The 19,923-nt window shown below is 40.7% G+C and carries 15 protein-coding genes; 4 read left to right on the top strand and 11 right to left on the bottom strand.

The genetic code is table 11. From position 1 onward, the window contains the following. Nucleotides 1-140: 140 nt before the first annotated feature. Both ACT3CD_RS14250 and ACT3CD_RS14245 read right to left on the bottom strand, forming a co-directional pair. On the bottom strand, nucleotides 141-770 hold the full coding sequence (locus tag ACT3CD_RS14250; protein ID WP_444646319.1) for an NAD(P)H-dependent oxidoreductase: 630 nt from the start codon (nucleotides 768-770) through the stop codon (nucleotides 141-143). Between the two features lie 40 nt (nucleotides 771-810). Continuing rightward, the gene (locus tag ACT3CD_RS14245) at nucleotides 811-1,254 is read right to left on the bottom strand and encodes a MarR family winged helix-turn-helix transcriptional regulator (RefSeq protein WP_444646318.1); all 444 of its coding nucleotides are present in this window, start codon (nucleotides 1,252-1,254) and stop codon (nucleotides 811-813) included. Nucleotides 1,255-2,015: 761 nt separating this feature from the next. On the opposite strand from ACT3CD_RS14245, the gene ACT3CD_RS14240 reads away from it, so the two are divergent. After that, nucleotides 2,016-2,624: a hypothetical protein gene (locus ACT3CD_RS14240; protein WP_444646317.1), complete on the top strand. Its 609-nt coding sequence runs from the start codon at nucleotides 2,016-2,018 to the stop codon at nucleotides 2,622-2,624. Between the two features lie 66 nt (nucleotides 2,625-2,690). Here the strand turns inward: ACT3CD_RS14240 and ACT3CD_RS14235 are convergent, their stop codons facing one another. Then, nucleotides 2,691-3,935 (bottom strand): DEAD/DEAH box helicase, encoded by a 1,245-nt coding sequence (locus tag ACT3CD_RS14235; protein ID WP_444646316.1) that lies wholly within the window; start codon nucleotides 3,933-3,935, stop codon nucleotides 2,691-2,693. A gap of 10 nt (nucleotides 3,936-3,945) precedes the next feature. Further along, nucleotides 3,946-4,167, bottom strand: a complete 222-nt coding sequence (locus ACT3CD_RS14230) for a VF530 family protein (RefSeq protein WP_444646315.1) — start codon at nucleotides 4,165-4,167, stop codon at nucleotides 3,946-3,948. Nucleotides 4,168-4,420: 253 nt separating this feature from the next. Here ACT3CD_RS14230 and ACT3CD_RS14225 point away from each other — a divergent pair, with 253 nt between their 5' ends. Continuing rightward, complete coding sequence (locus tag ACT3CD_RS14225; protein ID WP_444646314.1) at nucleotides 4,421-5,140, top strand: Fe-Mn family superoxide dismutase; 720 nt, start codon at nucleotides 4,421-4,423, stop codon at nucleotides 5,138-5,140. A 320-nt stretch (nucleotides 5,141-5,460) separates the two neighbouring features. Here the strand turns inward: ACT3CD_RS14225 and ACT3CD_RS14220 are convergent, their stop codons facing one another. From ACT3CD_RS14220 to ACT3CD_RS14190, 7 genes are all read right to left on the bottom strand, one after another. Then, nucleotides 5,461-6,174: a hypothetical protein gene (locus ACT3CD_RS14220; RefSeq protein ID WP_444646313.1), complete on the bottom strand. Its 714-nt coding sequence runs from the start codon at nucleotides 6,172-6,174 to the stop codon at nucleotides 5,461-5,463. 47 nt (nucleotides 6,175-6,221) lie between these two features. After that, the gene (gene yaaA / locus ACT3CD_RS14215; RefSeq protein ID WP_444646312.1) at nucleotides 6,222-6,989 is read right to left on the bottom strand and encodes a peroxide stress protein YaaA; all 768 of its coding nucleotides are present in this window, start codon (nucleotides 6,987-6,989) and stop codon (nucleotides 6,222-6,224) included. 278 nt (nucleotides 6,990-7,267) lie between these two features. Next, nucleotides 7,268-8,803 (bottom strand): alpha-N-arabinofuranosidase, encoded by a 1,536-nt coding sequence (locus ACT3CD_RS14210; protein ID WP_444646311.1) that lies wholly within the window; start codon nucleotides 8,801-8,803, stop codon nucleotides 7,268-7,270. 550 nt (nucleotides 8,804-9,353) lie between these two features. Then, nucleotides 9,354-10,742 (bottom strand): D-xylose transporter XylE, encoded by a 1,389-nt coding sequence (xylE, locus tag ACT3CD_RS14205; RefSeq protein ID WP_444646310.1) that lies wholly within the window; start codon nucleotides 10,740-10,742, stop codon nucleotides 9,354-9,356. 226 nt (nucleotides 10,743-10,968) lie between these two features. Beyond that, a complete protein-coding gene (xylA, locus tag ACT3CD_RS14200; RefSeq protein WP_444646309.1) occupies nucleotides 10,969-12,297 on the bottom strand; it encodes a xylose isomerase in 1,329 nt (442 codons plus the stop codon). A gap of 18 nt (nucleotides 12,298-12,315) precedes the next feature. Continuing rightward, nucleotides 12,316-13,791 (bottom strand): xylulokinase, encoded by a 1,476-nt coding sequence (locus tag ACT3CD_RS14195; RefSeq protein ID WP_444646308.1) that lies wholly within the window; start codon nucleotides 13,789-13,791, stop codon nucleotides 12,316-12,318. Nucleotides 13,792-13,829: 38 nt separating this feature from the next. Continuing rightward, entirely contained in the window at nucleotides 13,830-14,843 is a 1,014-nt protein-coding gene (locus tag ACT3CD_RS14190; RefSeq protein ID WP_444646307.1) for a GntR family transcriptional regulator, read from the bottom strand. Between the two features lie 864 nt (nucleotides 14,844-15,707). Between ACT3CD_RS14190 and ACT3CD_RS14185 the strand changes: the two genes are divergently transcribed. Both ACT3CD_RS14185 and ACT3CD_RS14180 read left to right on the top strand, forming a co-directional pair. After that, nucleotides 15,708-17,411: a DEAD/DEAH box helicase gene (locus ACT3CD_RS14185; protein ID WP_444646306.1), complete on the top strand. Its 1,704-nt coding sequence runs from the start codon at nucleotides 15,708-15,710 to the stop codon at nucleotides 17,409-17,411. A gap of 275 nt (nucleotides 17,412-17,686) precedes the next feature. After that, on the top strand, nucleotides 17,687-19,732 hold the full coding sequence (locus ACT3CD_RS14180; protein WP_444646305.1) for a M13 family metallopeptidase: 2,046 nt from the start codon (nucleotides 17,687-17,689) through the stop codon (nucleotides 19,730-19,732). Nucleotides 19,733-19,923: the final 191 nt, after the last annotated feature.

Below are 19,923 nucleotides of genomic sequence, written 5' to 3'. Positions count from 1 at the left end.
TGCAAGAAAAGTTCAACTTAGCTGTAATACTTGTCCTCCAAACAGTCATTTACCATATCAAAATCACTTTTTTCAGGACTTCGCAGGCTTTAAAATTGAGCATTCCTTAGCAAGTGATTGAGTCGTCTTGTTGATACGACTTACATTCTGATCACAAATTCATCTTCAGGAATACGAACTTTTTTCATATCAGCCAGCCAGTCGCCTTCTTCGGCACGATAACCGAGCGGTAATATTGTAACGCTTCGCAATCCCATTTGGCGTAGGCCAAGTAACTCGTCCAGCTCGGCAGGTACGAATCCCTCCATAGGAGTGCTGTCAACTTTCAACTCGGCAGCCTGTGCAATAGCCAGACCAAAACCAATATAAGCCTGACGAGCCGTATGAACAAAGTTCTCCTCGGCCGACTGCTGCAAATACATCGCCTTCAGCCGATCGGTATATGAAGAAAAACGTCCGCGAGGCAAGTCACGCTCGTCTGTAATAAAATTGTATGCATTGTCAATCCGTTCTTCAGTATATTTATCCCATGCAGCAAACACCAACAAATGCGAACATTCGGCTACAATATCCTGCCCCATTGCCACCGGTACAATTTTCTCTTTCAAAGCCTGATCGGTAATCACAATTACTCTAAACTGCTGCAATCCCGATGACGTAGGTGCCATACGAGCAGCTTCTACAATCTTTTTAACATCTTCCTCGGCTACTTTCTTTGTAGCATCGTACTTCTTTGTGGCATAACGCCAATTCAAATTATCCAGTAACATAATTTTAGTCTTTAATAATATATTGAAATAACACAAACATTTAAGCATTTCTGTTTTTGGAACACATACGATCCAAAATATCATTCACAATCTCTTTCAACCGAATCAATTCGTCCATGGTTACCGGTATCGATTCCATTAGTTGAGTGGGAACATCAACCGCCTTAGCCCTTAATTGTTTACCTTGCTCCGACAACGAAATTTCTACCACCCGCTCATCCGTCGATTTTCGACGCCGCAAAATCAGCCCTTTGGATTCCAATCGCTTCAACAATGGCGTCAACGTGCCACTATCCAATCGAAGCTTTCCTCCCAACTGATTAACGGTCTGCGTCTTCTCTTCCCATAAAACCATTAGAACCAAATACTGAGGATAAGTGATATCAAGTGACTCCAAAAATGGCCGATAATGACTTATAATTTCCCGCGACAAAGCATAAATGGGAAAACAAACCTGATTCTTCAACTTTAAAAAATCATCCATTTAATTAATTTATGAATGCAAACATAGTGTAAAATTATATTTTGCACAATACAATTTGTCGCAATTAAGTACCTTTAACTTAAATTGCAAAAACTGTTAAACATGAATACCTATTTATCAAGTAATAAAATAATGTCTGTCACAAAAACACAGACTTTATATAGAACATTTAGATCCAGCACCTTAATAAGCTAAAAACCTTAAAAAAAGATCCAGTTAAAAATAAGAATGCACAAAAGAATGACGCTTCCTTGCCAACATTAAAAAAATGGATACTATTGAAACAACATCCTCAGATACAAACCTATAAATAATAAAAACCAACCAACCACTAAAAATCACAATCGCGAAGTGGACGAAAATGTTTCGTCTGAAAAAACAGCATACTAAAAAAGTCATTTAACCATATCGAAAATTAATAGTATATTTATGCGTAACATTTTATTTTACTCAAAAACAACAGTAGCGGTAAAGTAAACTTCAGGTTTTGAGGCACGATCAAACCCACAAACGTGATTTATCTTTCAAAAATCACTACTTTAAAAATAAGCAGAATGGAAACGCTGGATTTTATATACAATCGAAAATTTAATCATTTTAAGAGCTGGCGCACCTACCAAAATTTAATCAATATAAATTTGACTCATTCGTATCGTAGAGGCTAACCAATTTACCCCGGCAACAACGCGCAAACAACAGAACAGAAAATACCTGTTTAAATAGAAGAAACAGAAAACAAGATTTAAAGGACCAAACCCAACATGAAAAGACACATTGCTACGATTCTATTTATGCTTATAAATATCTTATTTTTGAATGGACAGCAAACAATAACGAAACCTGAAGAAAGTAAAATAGGACTGTATTTCTCACCCTATGGCGACAACAACATATTCAGATCTAAAGTCCTCATCGAAGCCCCTACCTATGAAGTCAATAAATCCTTCTCAGTTGGCTTAAATCACATCGACGACATAAATAACTGGTTAAAAACAGAAACGGGAATTGAATATTCGCAGCATGAAATTATCACATATACAAACCGAACACACGAAGATAATCACTATCAAACCAGCAATCTTTCCGTAATCAGTCTGCCAGTTGCATTGCAAGCTGTTTTTCTGAAGTACATCTTTGTTAACAGTGGAATATTCCTGGGTTTTGATTTTTCTAACAACGCATCAATCGACAGCCAAACAGGGATTGGTGCGCTCTTTGGCTTGGGTATCAAATATGATTTCAATTTTAAGATCTCATTATCTATAAACCCTTATGCTAAAACCTATTCTTTGATCCCCTTCACAACCAACCGCTCACAGCAGCATATACGCGAAAACGGAATTCGGTTTGGGGTGGCCTATACCCTATAAACAGCCGGTAAACCGAAACAACAATCATAATTCTTTGAATCATTCGCAGGCAAACTTCAGAATAAATTATTTTTTCTTCTTTCTTTTCTTTTTCGTACCCGACTCTTCCATCTCAACCATTTCCTTTACCACCGATTTCCAGTCGTGCTTAGCTGCCGGAGAGAAATCAATGGTTGTTTCGTAATCATCCGGCGATAATTCAATTACAGCAATTGGTTTATCAAGATAAGATTCAATCTCGTCCAGTAATACTTGTTCGTCGGGGCTACAAAAAGAAATAGCAATACCGTGATTTGTACCACGTCCGGTACGTCCAACGCGGTGAACATAATTCTCTGCAACATCCGGCAAATCATAATTTACCACGTACTCAACATTTGGAATATCAATACCCCTGGCACTAACATCGGTCGCCACCAACACCTTATTCTCACCAGTTCTGAAACGGGCCAGCACTTTGGTACGGTCTGCCTGATCCTTGTCGCCGTGAATGGCTTCTGCGGCAATATTAACACGTGCCATGGCATTCACAACCCTTTCGGCCCGTACTTTTGTACGTACAAAAACCAGTATTTTACTTTCCGGATGTCCTTTGACAATATTTTCAAGGAAAAAACGCTTATCATCCATTTCAACGTACATCACCGAATGATCAATATTTCGCGACACAGGATCCTTGGGTGATATCTGGATTCTCACCGCACGCCGAACCAAACCATACGCCAAATCTTTAATTTCTTTATCAATGGTCGCAGAAAAAAACAATGTTTGTCGCTTTTTGGGTAAATTCCGAACCAATTGCTGCATATCATGATAAAATCCCAGCTCCAGCATATGATCGGCCTCATCCAGTATCAGTATCTCAATCGCATCTAAAGACAAATGGCCCTGGCTCGATAAATCAAACAAACGCCCCGGGGTTGCCACAACAACATCAACACCTTTTTTAAGTTGCGTAATTTGTGGCATCTGGTCGACACCACCAAATAACCCCATAACCACCAAACCTGAGTCCTTCATCAGATCCCGAAAAACACCCGCCACTTGTATGGCCAATTCATGCGTCGGCACCATGACAACACAACGCGGGCCGGAGCTACCTACCGACGAACGACGGGTACAGAGCAATTGAATAACAGGTATCGCATAAGCAGCTGTTTTTCCCGTTCCTGTTTGGGCAATGGCCAACACATCTTCGCCTGACAAAATTGCGGGAATCGTTTTATATTGAATATCGGTCGGACGCTTAAAGCCCAACTCATTTAAATTCGTTAGCAATGGTGCTATAAAATTGTATTTTGAAAAGCGCATAACACTATAATTAATCAATCAAATAAAGATAAAGATCCTCTACTTTTTTTCGAGCCCAGGGCGTACGACGCAAAAATTTTAAACTCGACTTCATACTGGGATTATTGATAAAACAATTCATCTTTAAGTTAATACCCAACTGCTCCCAACCATAATAATCCACCAAAAACTGAACAATCATCTCCAGTGTTTTTCCATGTAACGGATTATTCACCTGGCTTTCGTCTTTCATCCTTATTAAAAATCAGATTTAACAAAAGTCAAAGATAAGGAATTATCCATGTTTTAATCGAAGCTTTATATAAAGCAACCACAAAACCGCAATTTTGAACATTGAACAGACTTTGTATACAATTGTTATTATAGCAAACATTATTCATTTAAACATAACAGCGATAATCGAAACCTGCAATTAATACTGGCGCGTTACAAATAGCAATAAAAATTCAACGATAACAAAACACAAAACTCATAAATAAAGAACAATGAAAAGAATAATTATCAGCAGTTGCGCACTATTACTTGCTTTTACCGCATGTAACAGGCCTTCATCACAACAAACAAAAAGCGCTGAACCCGAGCAGTTCACTCCGGTTGAACACACCTTTAAAGCATTGCCATACGCTTACGATGCGCTGGAACCATACATCGATGCACAAACCATGGAGTTACACTACAGCAAACACCACCGGGGGTATTATAACAAATTTATGGACGCTGTAAAAGGGACAGAACTGGAACATAAGCCCATGGCGCTAATTTTCAAAACCATCTCAACACAAAACTGGTCCGTTCGTAACAATAGCGGCGGATACTACAACCACACCCTATTCTGGGCCAACATGGCGCCAAATGGTGCGGGAATGCCCTCTGCCGACCTCATCGCCGCCATTGATAAATCCTTTGGCTCCCTCGATAATTTTAAAGAAGCCTTTGCCAATAAGGCCAAAACACAATTCGGAAGTGGATGGGCCTGGCTGGTTCTTAAAAATGATGGTTCGCTGGCCGTCTCTTCAACACAAAATCAGGATAACCCGTTGATGGATGTTGCTGAAGTCAAAGGCAAGCCCCTTTTAACTCTCGACGTTTGGGAGCACGCTTATTATCTGAAATATCAAAATAAAAGGGCCGAATATGTCGATAATTTCTGGAACATCGTAAACTGGGATGAGGTCAATAAAAGATATGAAGCGGCCAAAAATTAACATCTGCAATGGGTGGCATAAATTAAAACAATCCACATTCGCAACTCCCCAAATCGGATTGAAATAAAGGCAACACCACACCATAATAAAACCGCAGTCGACAGTGAAACACTGGCAACTGCGGTTTTTTTATTAATAACAAACCAACAAAACGGCTATCCAAACAGAAACCCCTTAATCAGTAAATGCCCTGAAATTTTAGTGGCAGATAAGATGGCTTCAAACTCAAGACTTGCGAAGTCCCAAAAAGGTGCGTTTACTCCTGTAAGTGACCATTTTCAGGACGAGCAAAACGCTGAATCTGGGCATTTGTTAAGGCATTACTTAATCCGGTCAAAGTAGAGCTTCCGAACCTCCATTAACGACTCCAGATCCAGCTTTGGATTATAAATACGAATCATATCCTGAATACCATAATTGACATGGAAATGCCCCACAGCAGCATCAAAAGCCAATTGGTCCCAATTGAACTTAACCTTCCTCGTTAAATCTTCAAAATACTTCCACGTCAGTTGCTTTGGTATAGAAAAATAACCGTGATCTTTCTCCGTTACATCAAAATAGACACCCGGGTGCTTCTCTTCAAGTATAAAAAACTTCTTAATACGAATAACAGCAGGACCGCCCATTTTACCCCCCGGCTTTTTGCGGAATTCAATACCCTCATCAATATAACATGACTGTAACTCAGGTATCTGGTCAAAGCCTTGTAAATGACGAACACGAATAACATTAAACTCCTTGTTATAAATATTTACAACACCGGCAGCGGCATTAAAATCACTTTGAAAATACTTACGTATATTCTGAGTGGCCCGCGTCACCTCTTCAAGCGTGTAAAGCTGCTTAACCACAAAATAAATGTAAAGCGGACGCACATCATCGGGATGCTCCGAATAATACTCCGAAAAGCCGGGAAAAGGCTCCGGTGCCTCAAGCACAAAAGTATTGGGCAGCACCTGATCATCAAGAATCTGAAGCGTCTCCTGCTTCAGCAAGTTCCCATAACGTTCAATGTAAGGTGATGAACTCATAATGATATATTTAAATTATTAATAATCTGAATTCCAGACAGGGTAAACTATCCCCTTGTAAAAACCAGTCCCGTGTCGCCCGACAAATCGCTGTTAAAATGATATCCTCCCATATCAAAAGCCTTCAAATCAGACTCCTCAGTCAAACGATTTTCAACAATAAAACGCGACATCAAACCACGGGCTTTTTTGGCATTAAAACTGATCACTTTATAACTTCCGTTTTTAAAATCCTTAAAAACAGGCGACACAATTGGCACTTTAACCTCCGACTCATCAATGGCCTTAAAATATTCTTGGCTGGCAAGATTAACCAATGTTTTAAATCCACTCGCTGCTATATCTTCATTCAACAGATTGGTCAAACGCTCCCGCCAAAACTCATATAAATCAGCCCCACCTCTACTAACCAGTTTCTTCCCCATCTCAAGACGGTATGGCATTATATCATCCAAAGGACGTAACAAACCATACAATCCCGATAATATACGCAACGATTTCTGCGCATAACTAACAGCGTCGGCCGGTAACGACTCAACACCGAAGCCCGAATAAACATCACCCTTAAAAGCATATATAGCCGGACGCGAAGCGCCTTGCGGAAACGGCCATTGCCATTGTTGAAAACGCTCAACGTTCAATCTGGCCAGCTTGCCGCTAATGCTCATAAACTGCGCCAGCTCACCAGGGGCATATTGTTTTAGCAACCCACACAACATTTCCGATTCAATGGGAAAACGAATCTCAGTGGCTTTAACCTCAGGAAAATTACACGCAAAATCCATGGTCTTGGATGGAGAAATAATAACCAGCATATATCACATATTTTTTAGGTTAATGTATCCATTTTTTTAAACTTTTAAAAGGATTAGCACCCTTTTATTATAACAACAAAACCACTTGTTTTATTGTTGAATCAATAACTCCATTGAGTTTGCATAAATACTTCTTTTACACAACCAATCTAATTCAGTCTGCATATTATCAGTCGCAGCGTATTATTATATTAAAAAACGACTGGCGCACTACAAAGCTAAAAAAGGCCGGATTCAAAATATGAATCCGGCCTTTTTGTATAAAAAGCATTGGTATATTATTCAACCGCCAAAGAAACAATAGCCATGGGTGGCATAACCACCTCCAATATGCCCTTCGACAATTTGTACTTCTTAAACGACTTAGAACTCACCACATCCGGATTCTCAAAAGTATTCACAGAATTAAAGGCAGGAGCCGTTAAAACACTGGCTTCAGTCACTTTCTTAACACTACCACTACTTAAATCAACCGTCACCTTTATTGATTTATGTGGATTGGTATTGCTCAGGTTAACGCTAACCTTTCCATCTTTTTCCGAAGCAGTACCTGATATTGCTGGGATGGTATCATCCCCAAAACTATACGATTCTGTTTTTAGCGATACAGGAATATAGGTAGCACCCTGATGCCGACTATACATCTGGAAAACGTAGTAAGTGGGTGTCAAAACCATTTTATCGCCTCGTGTTAAAATCATCGACTGCAAAACATTTACAACTTGCGCAATATTAGCCATTTGCACACGTTCCGAATATTTATGAAAAATATCGAACGTCGTTGATGCAATCAAAGCGTCCCGCATCGAATTCTGTTGATACAAAGCCGTTTCACCAGGCTCCGAATCGGTCCATATACCCCATTCATCGACCATCAAACCAACACGTTTCGAAGGATCATATTTATCCATCATAGCAGTATGCCGGGCCAAAATGTCATCCATCCTGCGCGACTGTTTCAACCCCTTTATAAATAACGCCTCATCAAAACCGGTCGATGCCGATTTATTTCCCCAGCTCCCAGTCGCAATTGTATAGTAGTGCAATGACAAACCATCAATGTTACGACCGGCATTTTTCATCAAAGTCTCAGTCCAGTGTATGTCATCCCCATTAGGGCCACAACCCACACGCACCAAACTATTGTCATACTGTTTGGCATACAGCGAATACTGACGCAGCAAATTTGAGTAATAATCAGGCGTCATATCGCCTCCGCAACCCCAACTTTCATTTCCAACACCTAAAAACTTTACATCCCAGGGTTTTTCCCGACCGTTTTCACGGCGCCAGTTGGCCATTGGCACATCCTTGTCAGACGTCATATACTCAATCCATTCAACCATTTCCTTCACCGAACCACTGCCCACATTGGCAGAAATATAAGCGTCCGCACCCAGCATTTCGCACAGATTTAAAAACTCATGCGTCCCAAAACTATTGTCTTCAAGATAACCACCCCAAAAAACATTCACCAACGAAGGCCTGTCCTGCACCGGACCAACACCATCTTTCCAGTGATACGTATCGGCAAAACACCCACCCGGCCATCTTAAAACAGGAATCTGCAATGCCTCCAAAGCCTCCAGCACATCCTTACGATAACCATTAATATTATCGATATCCGATTCGGGGCCCACCCAAATACCATCATAAATACAACGGCCCAAATGCTCCGCAAACTGGCCGTAAATATTCTTATTAATCACATGCTGAGCCTCGTCAAAACGAAGCGTCATACTGTTGTCCTGCGCCCGTATAGTCATCGTAGCAGACAGAAGGCCAACCAACAAAAGAAAAAATCCCTTTTTCATTAATCACAATTTAAGTTCAAAAATATTTTTTAAAAGTACAAATTACTTTAAAAATACAAAAACAACTACTTCCAACCAACTATTTAACATTTTGGCGTGTCCCTCGTTCCTCGGGTCGGGCTTTACGCTGCAACGCCTCGCTTAAATACACTTCGCAAAACAATTTGTGCGTCACACAACAGTCGGCCGTCTCAACCCATTTTTCAAATAACCCGCTGCGGGGTTTCCGCTCCAATCCCTCACGCATGGCAACCACTTACATTTTGGTTCCCATACGCAAAAACTTTAAACCTTTCAAAACCTGTAAACATGAGTTTACTACCATAAATATCCATCATAAAAACGAGAATAACGAACAAAATGGTGTTTCCTTGCTTACGACACACAAAAAAGCATCCGCAACAACAGGTAAAAACCTGTCATTATGGATGCTATTCTTTTAAACCAAAACCTATCGGTTGATAAATCCCGGCTCATCAATTTCTCGGCAAAACAGCCTATATCATCGATAAACCTTATATCATAACAACATATTGGTCTACCGTCACAACTATTTCTTACTTTTCCACAGACTTTCCATTTCTTCCAGCGTTTTACCTTTGGTTTCGGGTACCATACGCCACACAAAAATGGCCGATAAAATACTCATTAGCCCATAAAAACCATAGGTCATACCACCACTGAATTCCATCATGGCCGGATAAGTCGACGAAATCAAATAATTAGCCGTCCATTGCGCTGCTACAGCCAAGGCCACTGCACGTCCCCTGATTTGATTGGGATATATTTCGGCAATCAAAACCCAGCAAATAGGCCCCCACGACATCATAAATGAAGCCGTGTAAACAATGATAAAGACCAAAGTCCCAATTCCAATAATATTAAAAAACGACAAAGCTGAAATAGCAATCATGCCAACAGCCATCCCTATGGACCCTATTATAAGCAAAGGCTTACGGCCTACTTTATCAACCGTAACAATGGCAACAACTGTAAATACAACATTAATAAGTCCCATCACCACCGTTTGCATCATCGAGGCATCCTTACCGGCTCCCATACTTTCAAAAATCCGGGGCGCATAATACAACGCCACATTTATTCCCACAAATTGCTGAAAAACTGACAACAAAACACCTATAATAACCACCAGCTTACCATAAGAAAATAGTTTACCAGAATGATTTTCAACAGTATTTTTAATATCCGAAAGGATACGTTTTGCCATATCAGCGCCATTTATCTTTGTCAATACTTTCAAGGCCTCTTCATGACGATTGGTCAAAGACAAATAACGGGGCGTTTCAGGAACCAAAAACAACAAAACACCAAATAAACCGGCCGGTATGGCTTCCGATAAAAACATACGACGCCAGCCAATTGCATTAATCCATTCAATGGATTGACCGTTGGAAATACCCCAGTTTACGAAGTAAACCACCAACATACCAAAAATAATTGCAAACTGGTTTAATGAAACCAAACGTCCCCTAATGTTGGCAGGTGCAATTTCACCAATATATACCGGACTGATGGCTGAAGCCAAACCCACACCAATACCACCAATTACACGGTAAAAATTAAACATCATTAATAATCCGATTGTAGGCGCGCCTTTTTCAAAGAATAAAAACTCCGGATAACCGGAACCCAGTGCCGACACAAAAAATAAAAAGGCGGCTATCATCAAAGACTTTTTACGTCCGAGACGCGAAGACAATAAACCGGATACAGCACCACCTATAATACAACCAATTAAAGCACTCGAAGTGGTTGCTCCGTGAATAAATGCACTGAGTCCCTGACTCGTTATTAAAAAAGCCTGTATTGATTTTTCAGCACCCGAAATAACGGCGGTATCGTAACCGAATAACAGACCGCCAAGGGTTGCTACCAACGTTAGTGCGGTAACATATATCTTACTTTGACCATTGTTCATGACTAGATTTTTTTCGTTTGTTTAGTTGGAATAAATCAATGATTTAAAGGAATTTACATAAAACATCATGGCAAATAAAAAAAGATCGCTTCTTACGGTCTCAACCGGACTTTAACCTTTCTTAAAACCATAACGACACTTCAAACAGAGAAGTCAGGGCCCGATAACTAATTAAATAAACCACCGGACCCTGACTATATGAACTAACCAGTTATAAAAACCAAAATTAAATATAAAGGTTAATCAACTGCTCATACAATTCTTGCTTGCCACTAAGTTGTTTTGGTTCACCATTGGCAGCAGCAAAATTGCGAAGATCTTCAAGCGTCAACTTACCTTTTTCAAAGTCGGCACCTTTACCTGAATCAAACGAAGCATAACGCTCAGCACGCATCTTTTTATAATCAGACTCACGCAACATCTTGTCGGCAATCACCAAGGCACGGGCAAATACATCCATCCCGGCTATATGAGCAATAAAAATATCGTCAAGATCGGTTGAGTTACGACGCGTTTTAGCATCAAAATTGATTCCTCCGGTTTTAAAACCTCCACCTTCAAGAATAACCAACATTGCCTCTACCGTTTCGTAAATATTTATCGGGAACTGATCGGTATCCCAACCATTCTGATAATCACCACGGTTTGCATCTATTGAACCAAACATACCGGCATCAAAAGCCACTTGCAACTCATGTTGGAAAGTATGACCGGCAAGGGTAGCATGGTTAACTTCAATATTCATTTTAAAATCATTTTCCAAACCATACTGACGCAAAAAACCAATAACAGTAGCCGTGTCGTAGTCGTACTGGTGTTTGGTGGGTTCCATAGGCTTGGGCTCAACATAAAAAGCACCTTTAAAGCCCTGGGCACGTGCATAGTCGCGAGCCATCGTTAAAAAGCGCCCAAGATGTTCCTGCTCGCGCTTCATATTGGTATTCAATAGACTCATATAGCCTTCACGACCACCCCAAAAAGTATAACCTTCTCCACCCAAAGCAATGGTAGCATCAATGGCATTTTTCACCTGAGTACCGGCATAGGCAACTGTCGCAAAATCGGGGTTGGTCGAAGCGCCATTCATATAACGAGGGTTACTAAAAACATTGGCAGTACCCCATAATAATTTTACACCTGAAGCCTGTTGTTTTGCCTTGGCATAATCAACAATAGCTTGCATATTCTTTTCATATTGAGAGACTGAAGCAGCTTCGTTAACCAAATCAACATCGTGAAAGCAATAGTAAGGAGCCCCAATTTTGGTAAAAAATTCAAAGGCAGCATCCATCTTGTTTTTAGCAGCTGATATTGCATCAGAAGCGCCATTCCATGGAAATAGTTTGGTGCCGGGACCAAAAGGATCGCCCCCTTCACCACAGAACGTATGCCAGTATGCCACGGCAAAACGCAAATGCTCTTTCATGGTTTTACCACCTATAACCTGATCGGGGTTATACCATTTAAATGCCAAAGGATTTTTTGATTCTTTTCCTTCGTACTTAATTTCCCCTATACCGGGAAAATACTCTTTGTTTCCTAAAACAACGCTCATAATAATTTTATTAAAATGTTAAAAATTCAATTTATCTTTCCAATTTTTATAGACATCATTCACAACAACATGCTGCGAATCAGGCTCAATGGTTTCTAAACACTTAAGCTGGTCAAAAGCTTCGGAAGTGTTATTATATAAACCGGCCCCCACGGCAGCACCACGGGCCGCACCCAAAGCACCATCGGTATCATAAAGCTCAATGCGGGCATTCAATACATTGGCCATGGTCTGACGGAACAACGGACTCAAAAACATATTGGCCTTTCCGGCACGAACCACTTTCGTTTTAATGCCCATACCCGACATAACATCAACGCCATACCGAAAACTAAACGCAATACCCTCCTGTGCTGCCCGCAAAAGATGCGATTGCTGATGGATGTTAAAACTCATGTTCTTGAACTCGGCACCAACATTGGCATTACCCAAAACTCGCTCGGCACCGTTGCCAAACGGATAAACCAATAAGCCCTCAGCCCCCACAGGCGCCTTCAAAGCCACATCATTCATCTGCGGATATGATAATCCTCCTGCAACATTTCGTCGCAGCCATGAATTCAAAATACCCGTACCGTTTATACAAAGCAAAACCCCTAATCGCTTTTGCTCAGTCGTGTGGTTGACGTGGGCAAAAGTGTTAACACGCGACTGCTCATCACGCGCCAACTGATCATTTACACCATAAACAACACCCGACGTTCCGGCAGTTGCAGCCACTTCTCCGGGCTCCAGTACATTCAACGAAAACGCATTGTTAGGTTGATCACCGGCACGATAACTAACAGGAATCCCTGCCTTTAACCCTAACTCGGCAGCGACACTTTCAGAAACAGTCGACTGAACAGAAAAAGTCCCTACAATATCAGGGACCAAATCGGACGAAAAGCCATAATAATCAAACAGCTCTTTGGCCACCCCATTTTTGGCAAAATCCCACATAACACCTTCTGAAAGTCCCGATACGGTGGTTTGCATTTCACCCGTCAAACGGTAGGCAATATAATCGCCCGGCAGCATTATTTTATATATTGAATCGTACTTTCCAGGCTCATTGGCCTTTACCCACGCCAATTTTGAAGCCGTGAAGTTACCCGGTGAGTTCAAACAATGGTTTAAACAATAATCGGCTCCCAACACATTAAATGCCTTATCGCCGATTTCAACAGCACGACTGTCGCACCATATTATAGACGGGCGAACCACGCGACCCGACTTATCCAGCGCAACCAGACCATGCATCTGGTAGGATATTCCGATGGCTTTAATCGCCTCTTTCGAAACCCCTGATGTCTTTAACACCTGGGACAAAGCCAGCTTCATATTACCCCACCACATATCAGGTGCCTGTTCAGCCCATCCGGCCTTAACTGCTGTTATCGCCATTTCCTCAGATGGAAAAAAAGACGAAGCAGTACAACTTCCATCAGCAAGATTCAACAAACTCACCTTGACCGACGAACTTCCTACATCAATTCCTAAAGTGTACATCATTTTTGATCTGTTCTGTTCTGTTTATTAAAACAAATATATTATAACGATTCTCTGATTCTTACAGTTGTAGGGACACAAAACTGCATCTCAGAATCGCCACCAACAAACTCAGCGGCTTTTTTACCCATCAGCTTAAAATCCGTAGAAATAACGGTAATACCTTTATAAATAAACTTCTTCATAGGCGTTTCGTTATATGAAATAATGCCGGTATCACTTCCCGGTTCAAACCCATTTTCCCAGCATTGCTCCAAAAAATTTCCCAACATGCGATCGCTGACACTAAAATAAGCAACCCCTTTTGTCACCTTAAAAGCACCTGATTGGGTTATTACAGAATGCCTGATATGATGCGCCTTACAAAATTTGCGAAAAAACTCAACCGACTCATACGGATGATTGGTGTACTCAGGGTACAAAAATTGAAACTCATTGTACTTACGCAACAAATCAAGCGTCTCGGTTAAGCCATCGTAAACCGACTGCCCAAAATCCTGATATAATAAATTATCTCCTGCTTTAGAGTGGATATTCCAATCGAGAATCAATAATTTGTCAGCAGGTATCAATCCAAGTATATCTTCCATCCCTTCATGATCAAAAGGCATAATAACATACTTGGCATATTTCCCAATACTCTCTTCTATTTGTCGCTTAAAAACCTCAGGCTTGTAATGATGAAAATGAAGATCAACCAAAATATTCCGTGGCAGATTTTTGGTAAACGAATCATATAAAACCTCTTTATAGGCTTTAAAAGTATCGAGAAACAAAAACACGCGCCGCATCGCTTTGGCCACAAAATACCCCTTATTTGGAACTGAATCGATCACTCCCTGCTCCTTTAACATGGTATATGCCTTAAACACCGTATCGCGCGACAACTGATAATCACGACAAACCTGATTGACAGAAGGCAAATGATCACCTATATTCAGCTGCTTTTCGGCTATTGCATTATTAACCGAGTCAACAATTTGCCGAAATTTAGGCACATCACCATCAACTTCTATATGAAATTTCAAATCACTATTTGAAGAATTTTTAGCCATCCTGTTCTGTTATGTTTACGATACAAATATATAAATTTTACAAAACCAAAATTAAATATTATCAAATATTTAATTCATCACTACGAAGTAATACCTGTCCAGAAAGCCATAAGCGTGCCATAACACTAAAATTCAAAACTTTAAAACCGTAAATAACTATTTTAAGAACCAGCATAAAACAGAAACTGGACTTTTATTGCAACCAAAAAATGAGACAACAAAACACTTAAAACAGTCCTATCGAACGAAAAAACTATTACTTAGTTCCATTTCCAAAAGGCTTATTTAATTATAGATAGAGTCTGTCTATAAACTAAGTGTTTGAAATATAAAGTTCAAATTCAAGGCTTACGCAGCTCAAAAAATGGGAGTTCACTGCCGGAATAAATATTTAAAACGCACGCGCAACGCTAAAGATGGCGCTTTTTAACCGGCACAAAAAAGAGCAACAAAACAAATCAGCAACACATAAAAATAAAAACAAGAGTTTAAAAAACCTTAACATCAGTCATATTTACTAACGAAAACATGGTATTACAAAAAAAAACGACCATCTTTGCGTCGTTAATGAAAAACGCATACCGAAAAGGATGCTTCCTTCCCGCTGAGCGGGACTTACTTCACGTGAGGATAACCAATAATACAGGGCGATGGTTACAGAAACGTGAAACTATACAGGTAGTCACGTTTCTTTGGTTTCAAATTATCCGATGATTCTTAAAGAACTGATTTCAGGAACAAATTATTACATCCGATTAATTGAATTGGCAATGATTGTTTTATTGTCGAAATGGTGTGTTTATGTTTTTCCGAAATTATTTACCCATGGTTGTGATGCCTATTACAGCCTATAATCAATGATTAATGCAAACATTTCAGGAAACCGGTTTAAAACCGGAACTCATCGAATCAATTACAGAAATTGGTTTTGAAACGCCAACCCCTATTCAGGAAAAAACGATCCCTTTTATATTGGAATCAGAAAGTGACCTCATTGCGATGGCTCAAACCGGTACCGGTAAAACAGCTGCTTTTGGGCTTCCAATCCTGCACAAAATGGAGCAAAATACCCATGGTATCCAAACCATCATATTATGCCCCACACGCGAACTCTGTTTACAGATTACAAGTGACATAAAAATCTATGCCAGCAAGATGAATTTTGCTGTTATTCCCGTTTATGGTGGCGCACCCATCTACGAACAGATATCGGCGATTAAAAAGAAATGCGATATGGTCGTTGGAACGCCGGGCCGCGTTAACGACATGATTCGACGCAACAAGCTGGATCTGTCTGCCATTCGTTTTTTGGTACTTGACGAAGCCGACGAAATGCTCAAGATGGGCTTTAAAGAAGAAATGGATGCCATACTTGAACAAACACCAAAGGTTAAACAAACGCTTTTGTTTTCGGCAACAATGCCGCCGGACATAAAACGTATGGCAGGCCAATATATGAATCAGCCCGAAATTATTTCGGTGAGCCGAAAAAACATCTCAAATGCTGATATTAGCCATGAATACTGTGTTACAACACCATCAAACAGCTATCAGGCCCTTCGTCGGATAGCCGACATTAACCCCGATATTTACGGTATCGTATTCTGCCGCACACGTCAGGAAACCAAAGATATTGCCGACAAATTAATGGGCGACGGATACAATGCTGATGCCTTGCATGGCGATCTGTCACAAGCGCAACGCGACTATGTCATGGGACGCTTTCGTAACCGTCACCTGCAAATCCTGGTGGCTACCGATGTGGCTGCCCGTGGTCTGGATGTTGACAACCTGACGCACGTTATCCACTACCATTTACCCGACGACCCCGAAAACTACATACACCGTAGTGGTCGTACCGGACGTGCCGGACACAAAGGTATCTCAATCGCAATTCTGGCGCCCGCAGAGCGAAGAAGAGTCTCCTTCATTGAAAAACAAACTGGTCAGAAATTTGAAGCCCGTCCGATCCCTTCCGGTGAGGAAGTCTTCAAAAAACGGATGGAAAACTATCTGGATACCGTAGCTGCCGCTGAGGCAAGTGGTTTCGACATCTCAAAATTTGAAGCTGTAATTACCGAAAAACTAGGTGGTTTCAGTAAGGATGAAATCATTGAAAAATTTGTAGCACTCGGCTTTAATAAATTACACAACGATTATAAAAATGCAACCGACCTCAATGCCACTGCCGGATCATCGTCAAGAGACAGAGGTCCCAGAGGTTTCAGAGGCGACAGAGACAGCCGCAGTAAATTTACGCGTTACAGCATCAACATTGGCTCCAAAAACGATCTGCGTCCGGATGTATTAATCAGTCTGATAAACAGACAAACACCAGACACTAAAATCGCCATAGGGAAAATAGATATTCAATCGAAAATATCCATCTTTGAAGCCGACGGTGAACATGAGCAACAACTCATTCAGGCCTTCAAAAAAGCCCGTTACAAAGGCGTGCCATTGACACTTCAAACCATGGGTGCTGAAAAAAGAACCCGCCGTAAACCAAATGACTTTCAAGGAAGTTTTGGCAAAAGAAGTAATTTTCCAAGACGGAAACGAAACTAAACATTAACCTAATTTGTTTTTGAAACACCGGATTAGTCAGGTTTGACTAATCCGGTGTTTCTATTTTAACACATAAAATAAAAAAAACGAACAGCCAATGTTTATACAAAACGGTTGCCACCCAAAAAAAAATCATCAAGCGTATTACAAAACACAGTCTTAATTTATGAACTCAATATTAAAAAAACTAAATTTTCACCGTCACACTGATAAATGTTACACTTAATATTAATCAATAAGTGTAATTTTATAATCTGTAATAAAAACACCCAAATATGATAAACATCAAATACTGCAAAAAACTCTCTGTTGCCATGGCAATTTTATCGGCAGGCATGGTTGCCTGTAGCACCGGCTCAAATTCAGAGCCCGCAATTAACGTAGCAAATATGGATACAACGATTAATCCCGGCGACGATTTCTATCAGTTCGTCAACAACGGCTGGTTAAAAAACAACCCAATACCCGACGATTACAGTCGCTACGGATCTTTTGAAAAGCTTAATGAAGAAAACGAAGCCAAATTGTCAGAATTATTAGCGTCCATTAGAAATGACGCAACGGCAGAACAAGGAAGCAATCGTCAGAAAATACGCGACTTCTACAACAGCGCAATGGACACCGCCTCTCTGGAAGCCCAGGGCATCAAGCCAATAAAAAATTATCTGGAAATGATTGACCTCATCAATTCCAAAGATGAAGTTGTCAATGCCGTTGCCGAAATGCATCAAAAAGGTCTTGATCCCTTATTTTGGCTGGGTGCTACCCAGGACAGCAAAAACACGGAAATGATGATTGCTGACATAGAACAAGCTGGACTGGGCATGTCGGACCGCGACTACTACCTCAAAGAAGATGACCGTAGCACCGAGATTCGTAACAGCTACGAACAGTATATCCAAAAGATATTTGTCCTGGCAGGATACACAGAAGAAGAGGCTTTGGCGGCCAAACAATCTGTCATGAACATCGAGACTGCTTTGGCCGAAGGGTCAATGGACAAGATCACGCTTCGCGATCCCTATGCCACTTACAACAAAAAAGATATTGCGGCACTACAGGATCTTACACCCGCATTTAACTGGAATGACTATCTGGAAGCACGTTCTATCACCATTGACAGTTTAAACGTTGGTCAGCCCGAATTTTTCAAAAACATGTCAGGCCTAATCGAAAAAATGGCCGTCGACGATTGGAAAACCTATCTCAAATGGAACATTTTAAACAACTCAGCCCATTATCTTGGAAAAGATTTTGAAGCAGCTGATTTCGCATTTTACAGCACCACAATGACCGGAACAACCGTGCAACGCGACCGCTGGAAACGCGTTTTGGCAAAAATTAATGGCAGTTTGGGAGAAGCATTAGGTCAGGAATATGTGGCAGTTTACTTCCCCCCCGAAGCGAAAAACCGTATGGTGGACCTTGTGGAGCACTTACGTACAGCATTTGGACAACGCTTAGGCCAGTTGGACTGGATGAGCGATACCACCAAAGAAAAGGCACTGGATAAACTGGCGGGCATGACCGTAAAAATTGGCTATCCCGACGAATGGACAGATTACTCAGATCTGGAGATTAAAAACCAACCTTACATATTAAATGTTTTGGCAGCTAATGCCTTCAATGTAAAAGACAACATTAAAGAAATAGGCAAGCCCGTAGACCGTAAAAAATGGTTTATGAGCCCGCAAACCGTCAATGCATATTACAACCCAACCATGAATGAAATTGTGTTTCCGGCTGCGATTCTTCAACCCCCGTTCTTCTATATTGATGGTGATGACGCCGTAAATTTTGGAGCCATCGGAATGGTTATAGGCCACGAAATGACGCATGGTTTTGATGATCAGGGACGACAATTTGCCAAAAACGGAAACCTTCAGGAATGGTGGACCAAAGACGACAGCAAACGTTTTGAGAAAAAAACCCAGGTGTTAGTTGATCATTTCAACAACTACAAAGTATTGGACACACTAACCATTAATGGCGAACTTACTTTGGGCGAAAACATTGCCGATTTAGGTGGATTAAACATCTCATTTCAGGCATTGCAAAATAAATTAAAAGAAACCGGCAGACCCGGACTCATCGATGGCTATACCCCTGAGCAACGATTCTATATATCATACGCACAGGTATGGCGCAACCACATACGCGAGCAACGTTTACGTCAGCAAATTAACGAAGATCCACACTCTCCCGGCGAAGCCCGTGTTAACGGAACCATTTATAACCTGGAAGAATTTTACAAGGCATTCAACATTACCGAATCCGGGAAACGCTATATGGCGCCGGAAAAAAGAGCTAAAATCTGGTAATAGATTACCAATACATATTATAAAAGAGCATTAAAAAAAGGGCTGACGAAAATTTCGTCAACCCTTTTTTAATAATATAAAATATTTTAATTGCACCCATATTCATTGTTGAAATGTATTCACCCTATTAAGGGCATGCTAGATTAACAGTGATTTATCGATATATTGCGGCAGCAAATATTTGAGCTCTG

The organism is Geofilum sp. OHC36d9, from assembly GCF_052400685.1.
In the GTDB taxonomy this organism is placed as follows: domain Bacteria; phylum Bacteroidota; class Bacteroidia; order Bacteroidales; family Marinilabiliaceae; genus CAZHHH01.
The sequence above is the reverse complement of the archived record's forward strand: the minus strand, read 5'-3'. Positions and strand labels throughout refer to the sequence as shown.

Excerpts from the sequence above, each read along its gene's own strand:
- ACT3CD_RS14250 (WP_444646319.1), bottom strand. The coding sequence starts at position 770 with ATGTTACTGGATAATTTGAATTGGCGTTATGCCACAAAGAAGTACGAT.
- xylA (WP_444646309.1), bottom strand. The coding sequence starts at position 12,297 with ATGAGCGTTGTTTTAGGAAACAAAGAGTATTTTCCCGGTATAGGGGAA.
- ACT3CD_RS14225 (WP_444646314.1), top strand. The coding sequence starts at position 4,421 with ATGAAAAGAATAATTATCAGCAGTTGCGCACTATTACTTGCTTTTACC.
- ACT3CD_RS14185 (WP_444646306.1), top strand. The coding sequence starts at position 15,708 with ATGCAAACATTTCAGGAAACCGGTTTAAAACCGGAACTCATCGAATCA.
- xylE (WP_444646310.1), bottom strand. The coding sequence starts at position 10,742 with ATGAACAATGGTCAAAGTAAGATATATGTTACCGCACTAACGTTGGTA.
- ACT3CD_RS14190 (WP_444646307.1), bottom strand. The coding sequence starts at position 14,843 with ATGGCTAAAAATTCTTCAAATAGTGATTTGAAATTTCATATAGAAGTT.
- ACT3CD_RS14180 (WP_444646305.1), top strand. The coding sequence starts at position 17,687 with ATGATAAACATCAAATACTGCAAAAAACTCTCTGTTGCCATGGCAATT.
- ACT3CD_RS14235 (WP_444646316.1), bottom strand. The coding sequence starts at position 3,935 with ATGCGCTTTTCAAAATACAATTTTATAGCACCATTGCTAACGAATTTA.
- ACT3CD_RS14210 (WP_444646311.1), bottom strand. The coding sequence starts at position 8,803 with ATGAAAAAGGGATTTTTTCTTTTGTTGGTTGGCCTTCTGTCTGCTACG.
- ACT3CD_RS14195 (WP_444646308.1), bottom strand. The coding sequence starts at position 13,791 with ATGATGTACACTTTAGGAATTGATGTAGGAAGTTCGTCGGTCAAGGTG.
- ACT3CD_RS14240 (WP_444646317.1), top strand. The coding sequence starts at position 2,016 with ATGAAAAGACACATTGCTACGATTCTATTTATGCTTATAAATATCTTA.
- ACT3CD_RS14220 (WP_444646313.1), bottom strand. The coding sequence starts at position 6,174 with ATGAGTTCATCACCTTACATTGAACGTTATGGGAACTTGCTGAAGCAG.
- ACT3CD_RS14230 (WP_444646315.1), bottom strand. The coding sequence starts at position 4,167 with ATGAAAGACGAAAGCCAGGTGAATAATCCGTTACATGGAAAAACACTG.
- ACT3CD_RS14245 (WP_444646318.1), bottom strand. The coding sequence starts at position 1,254 with ATGGATGATTTTTTAAAGTTGAAGAATCAGGTTTGTTTTCCCATTTAT.
- yaaA (WP_444646312.1), bottom strand. The coding sequence starts at position 6,989 with ATGCTGGTTATTATTTCTCCATCCAAGACCATGGATTTTGCGTGTAAT.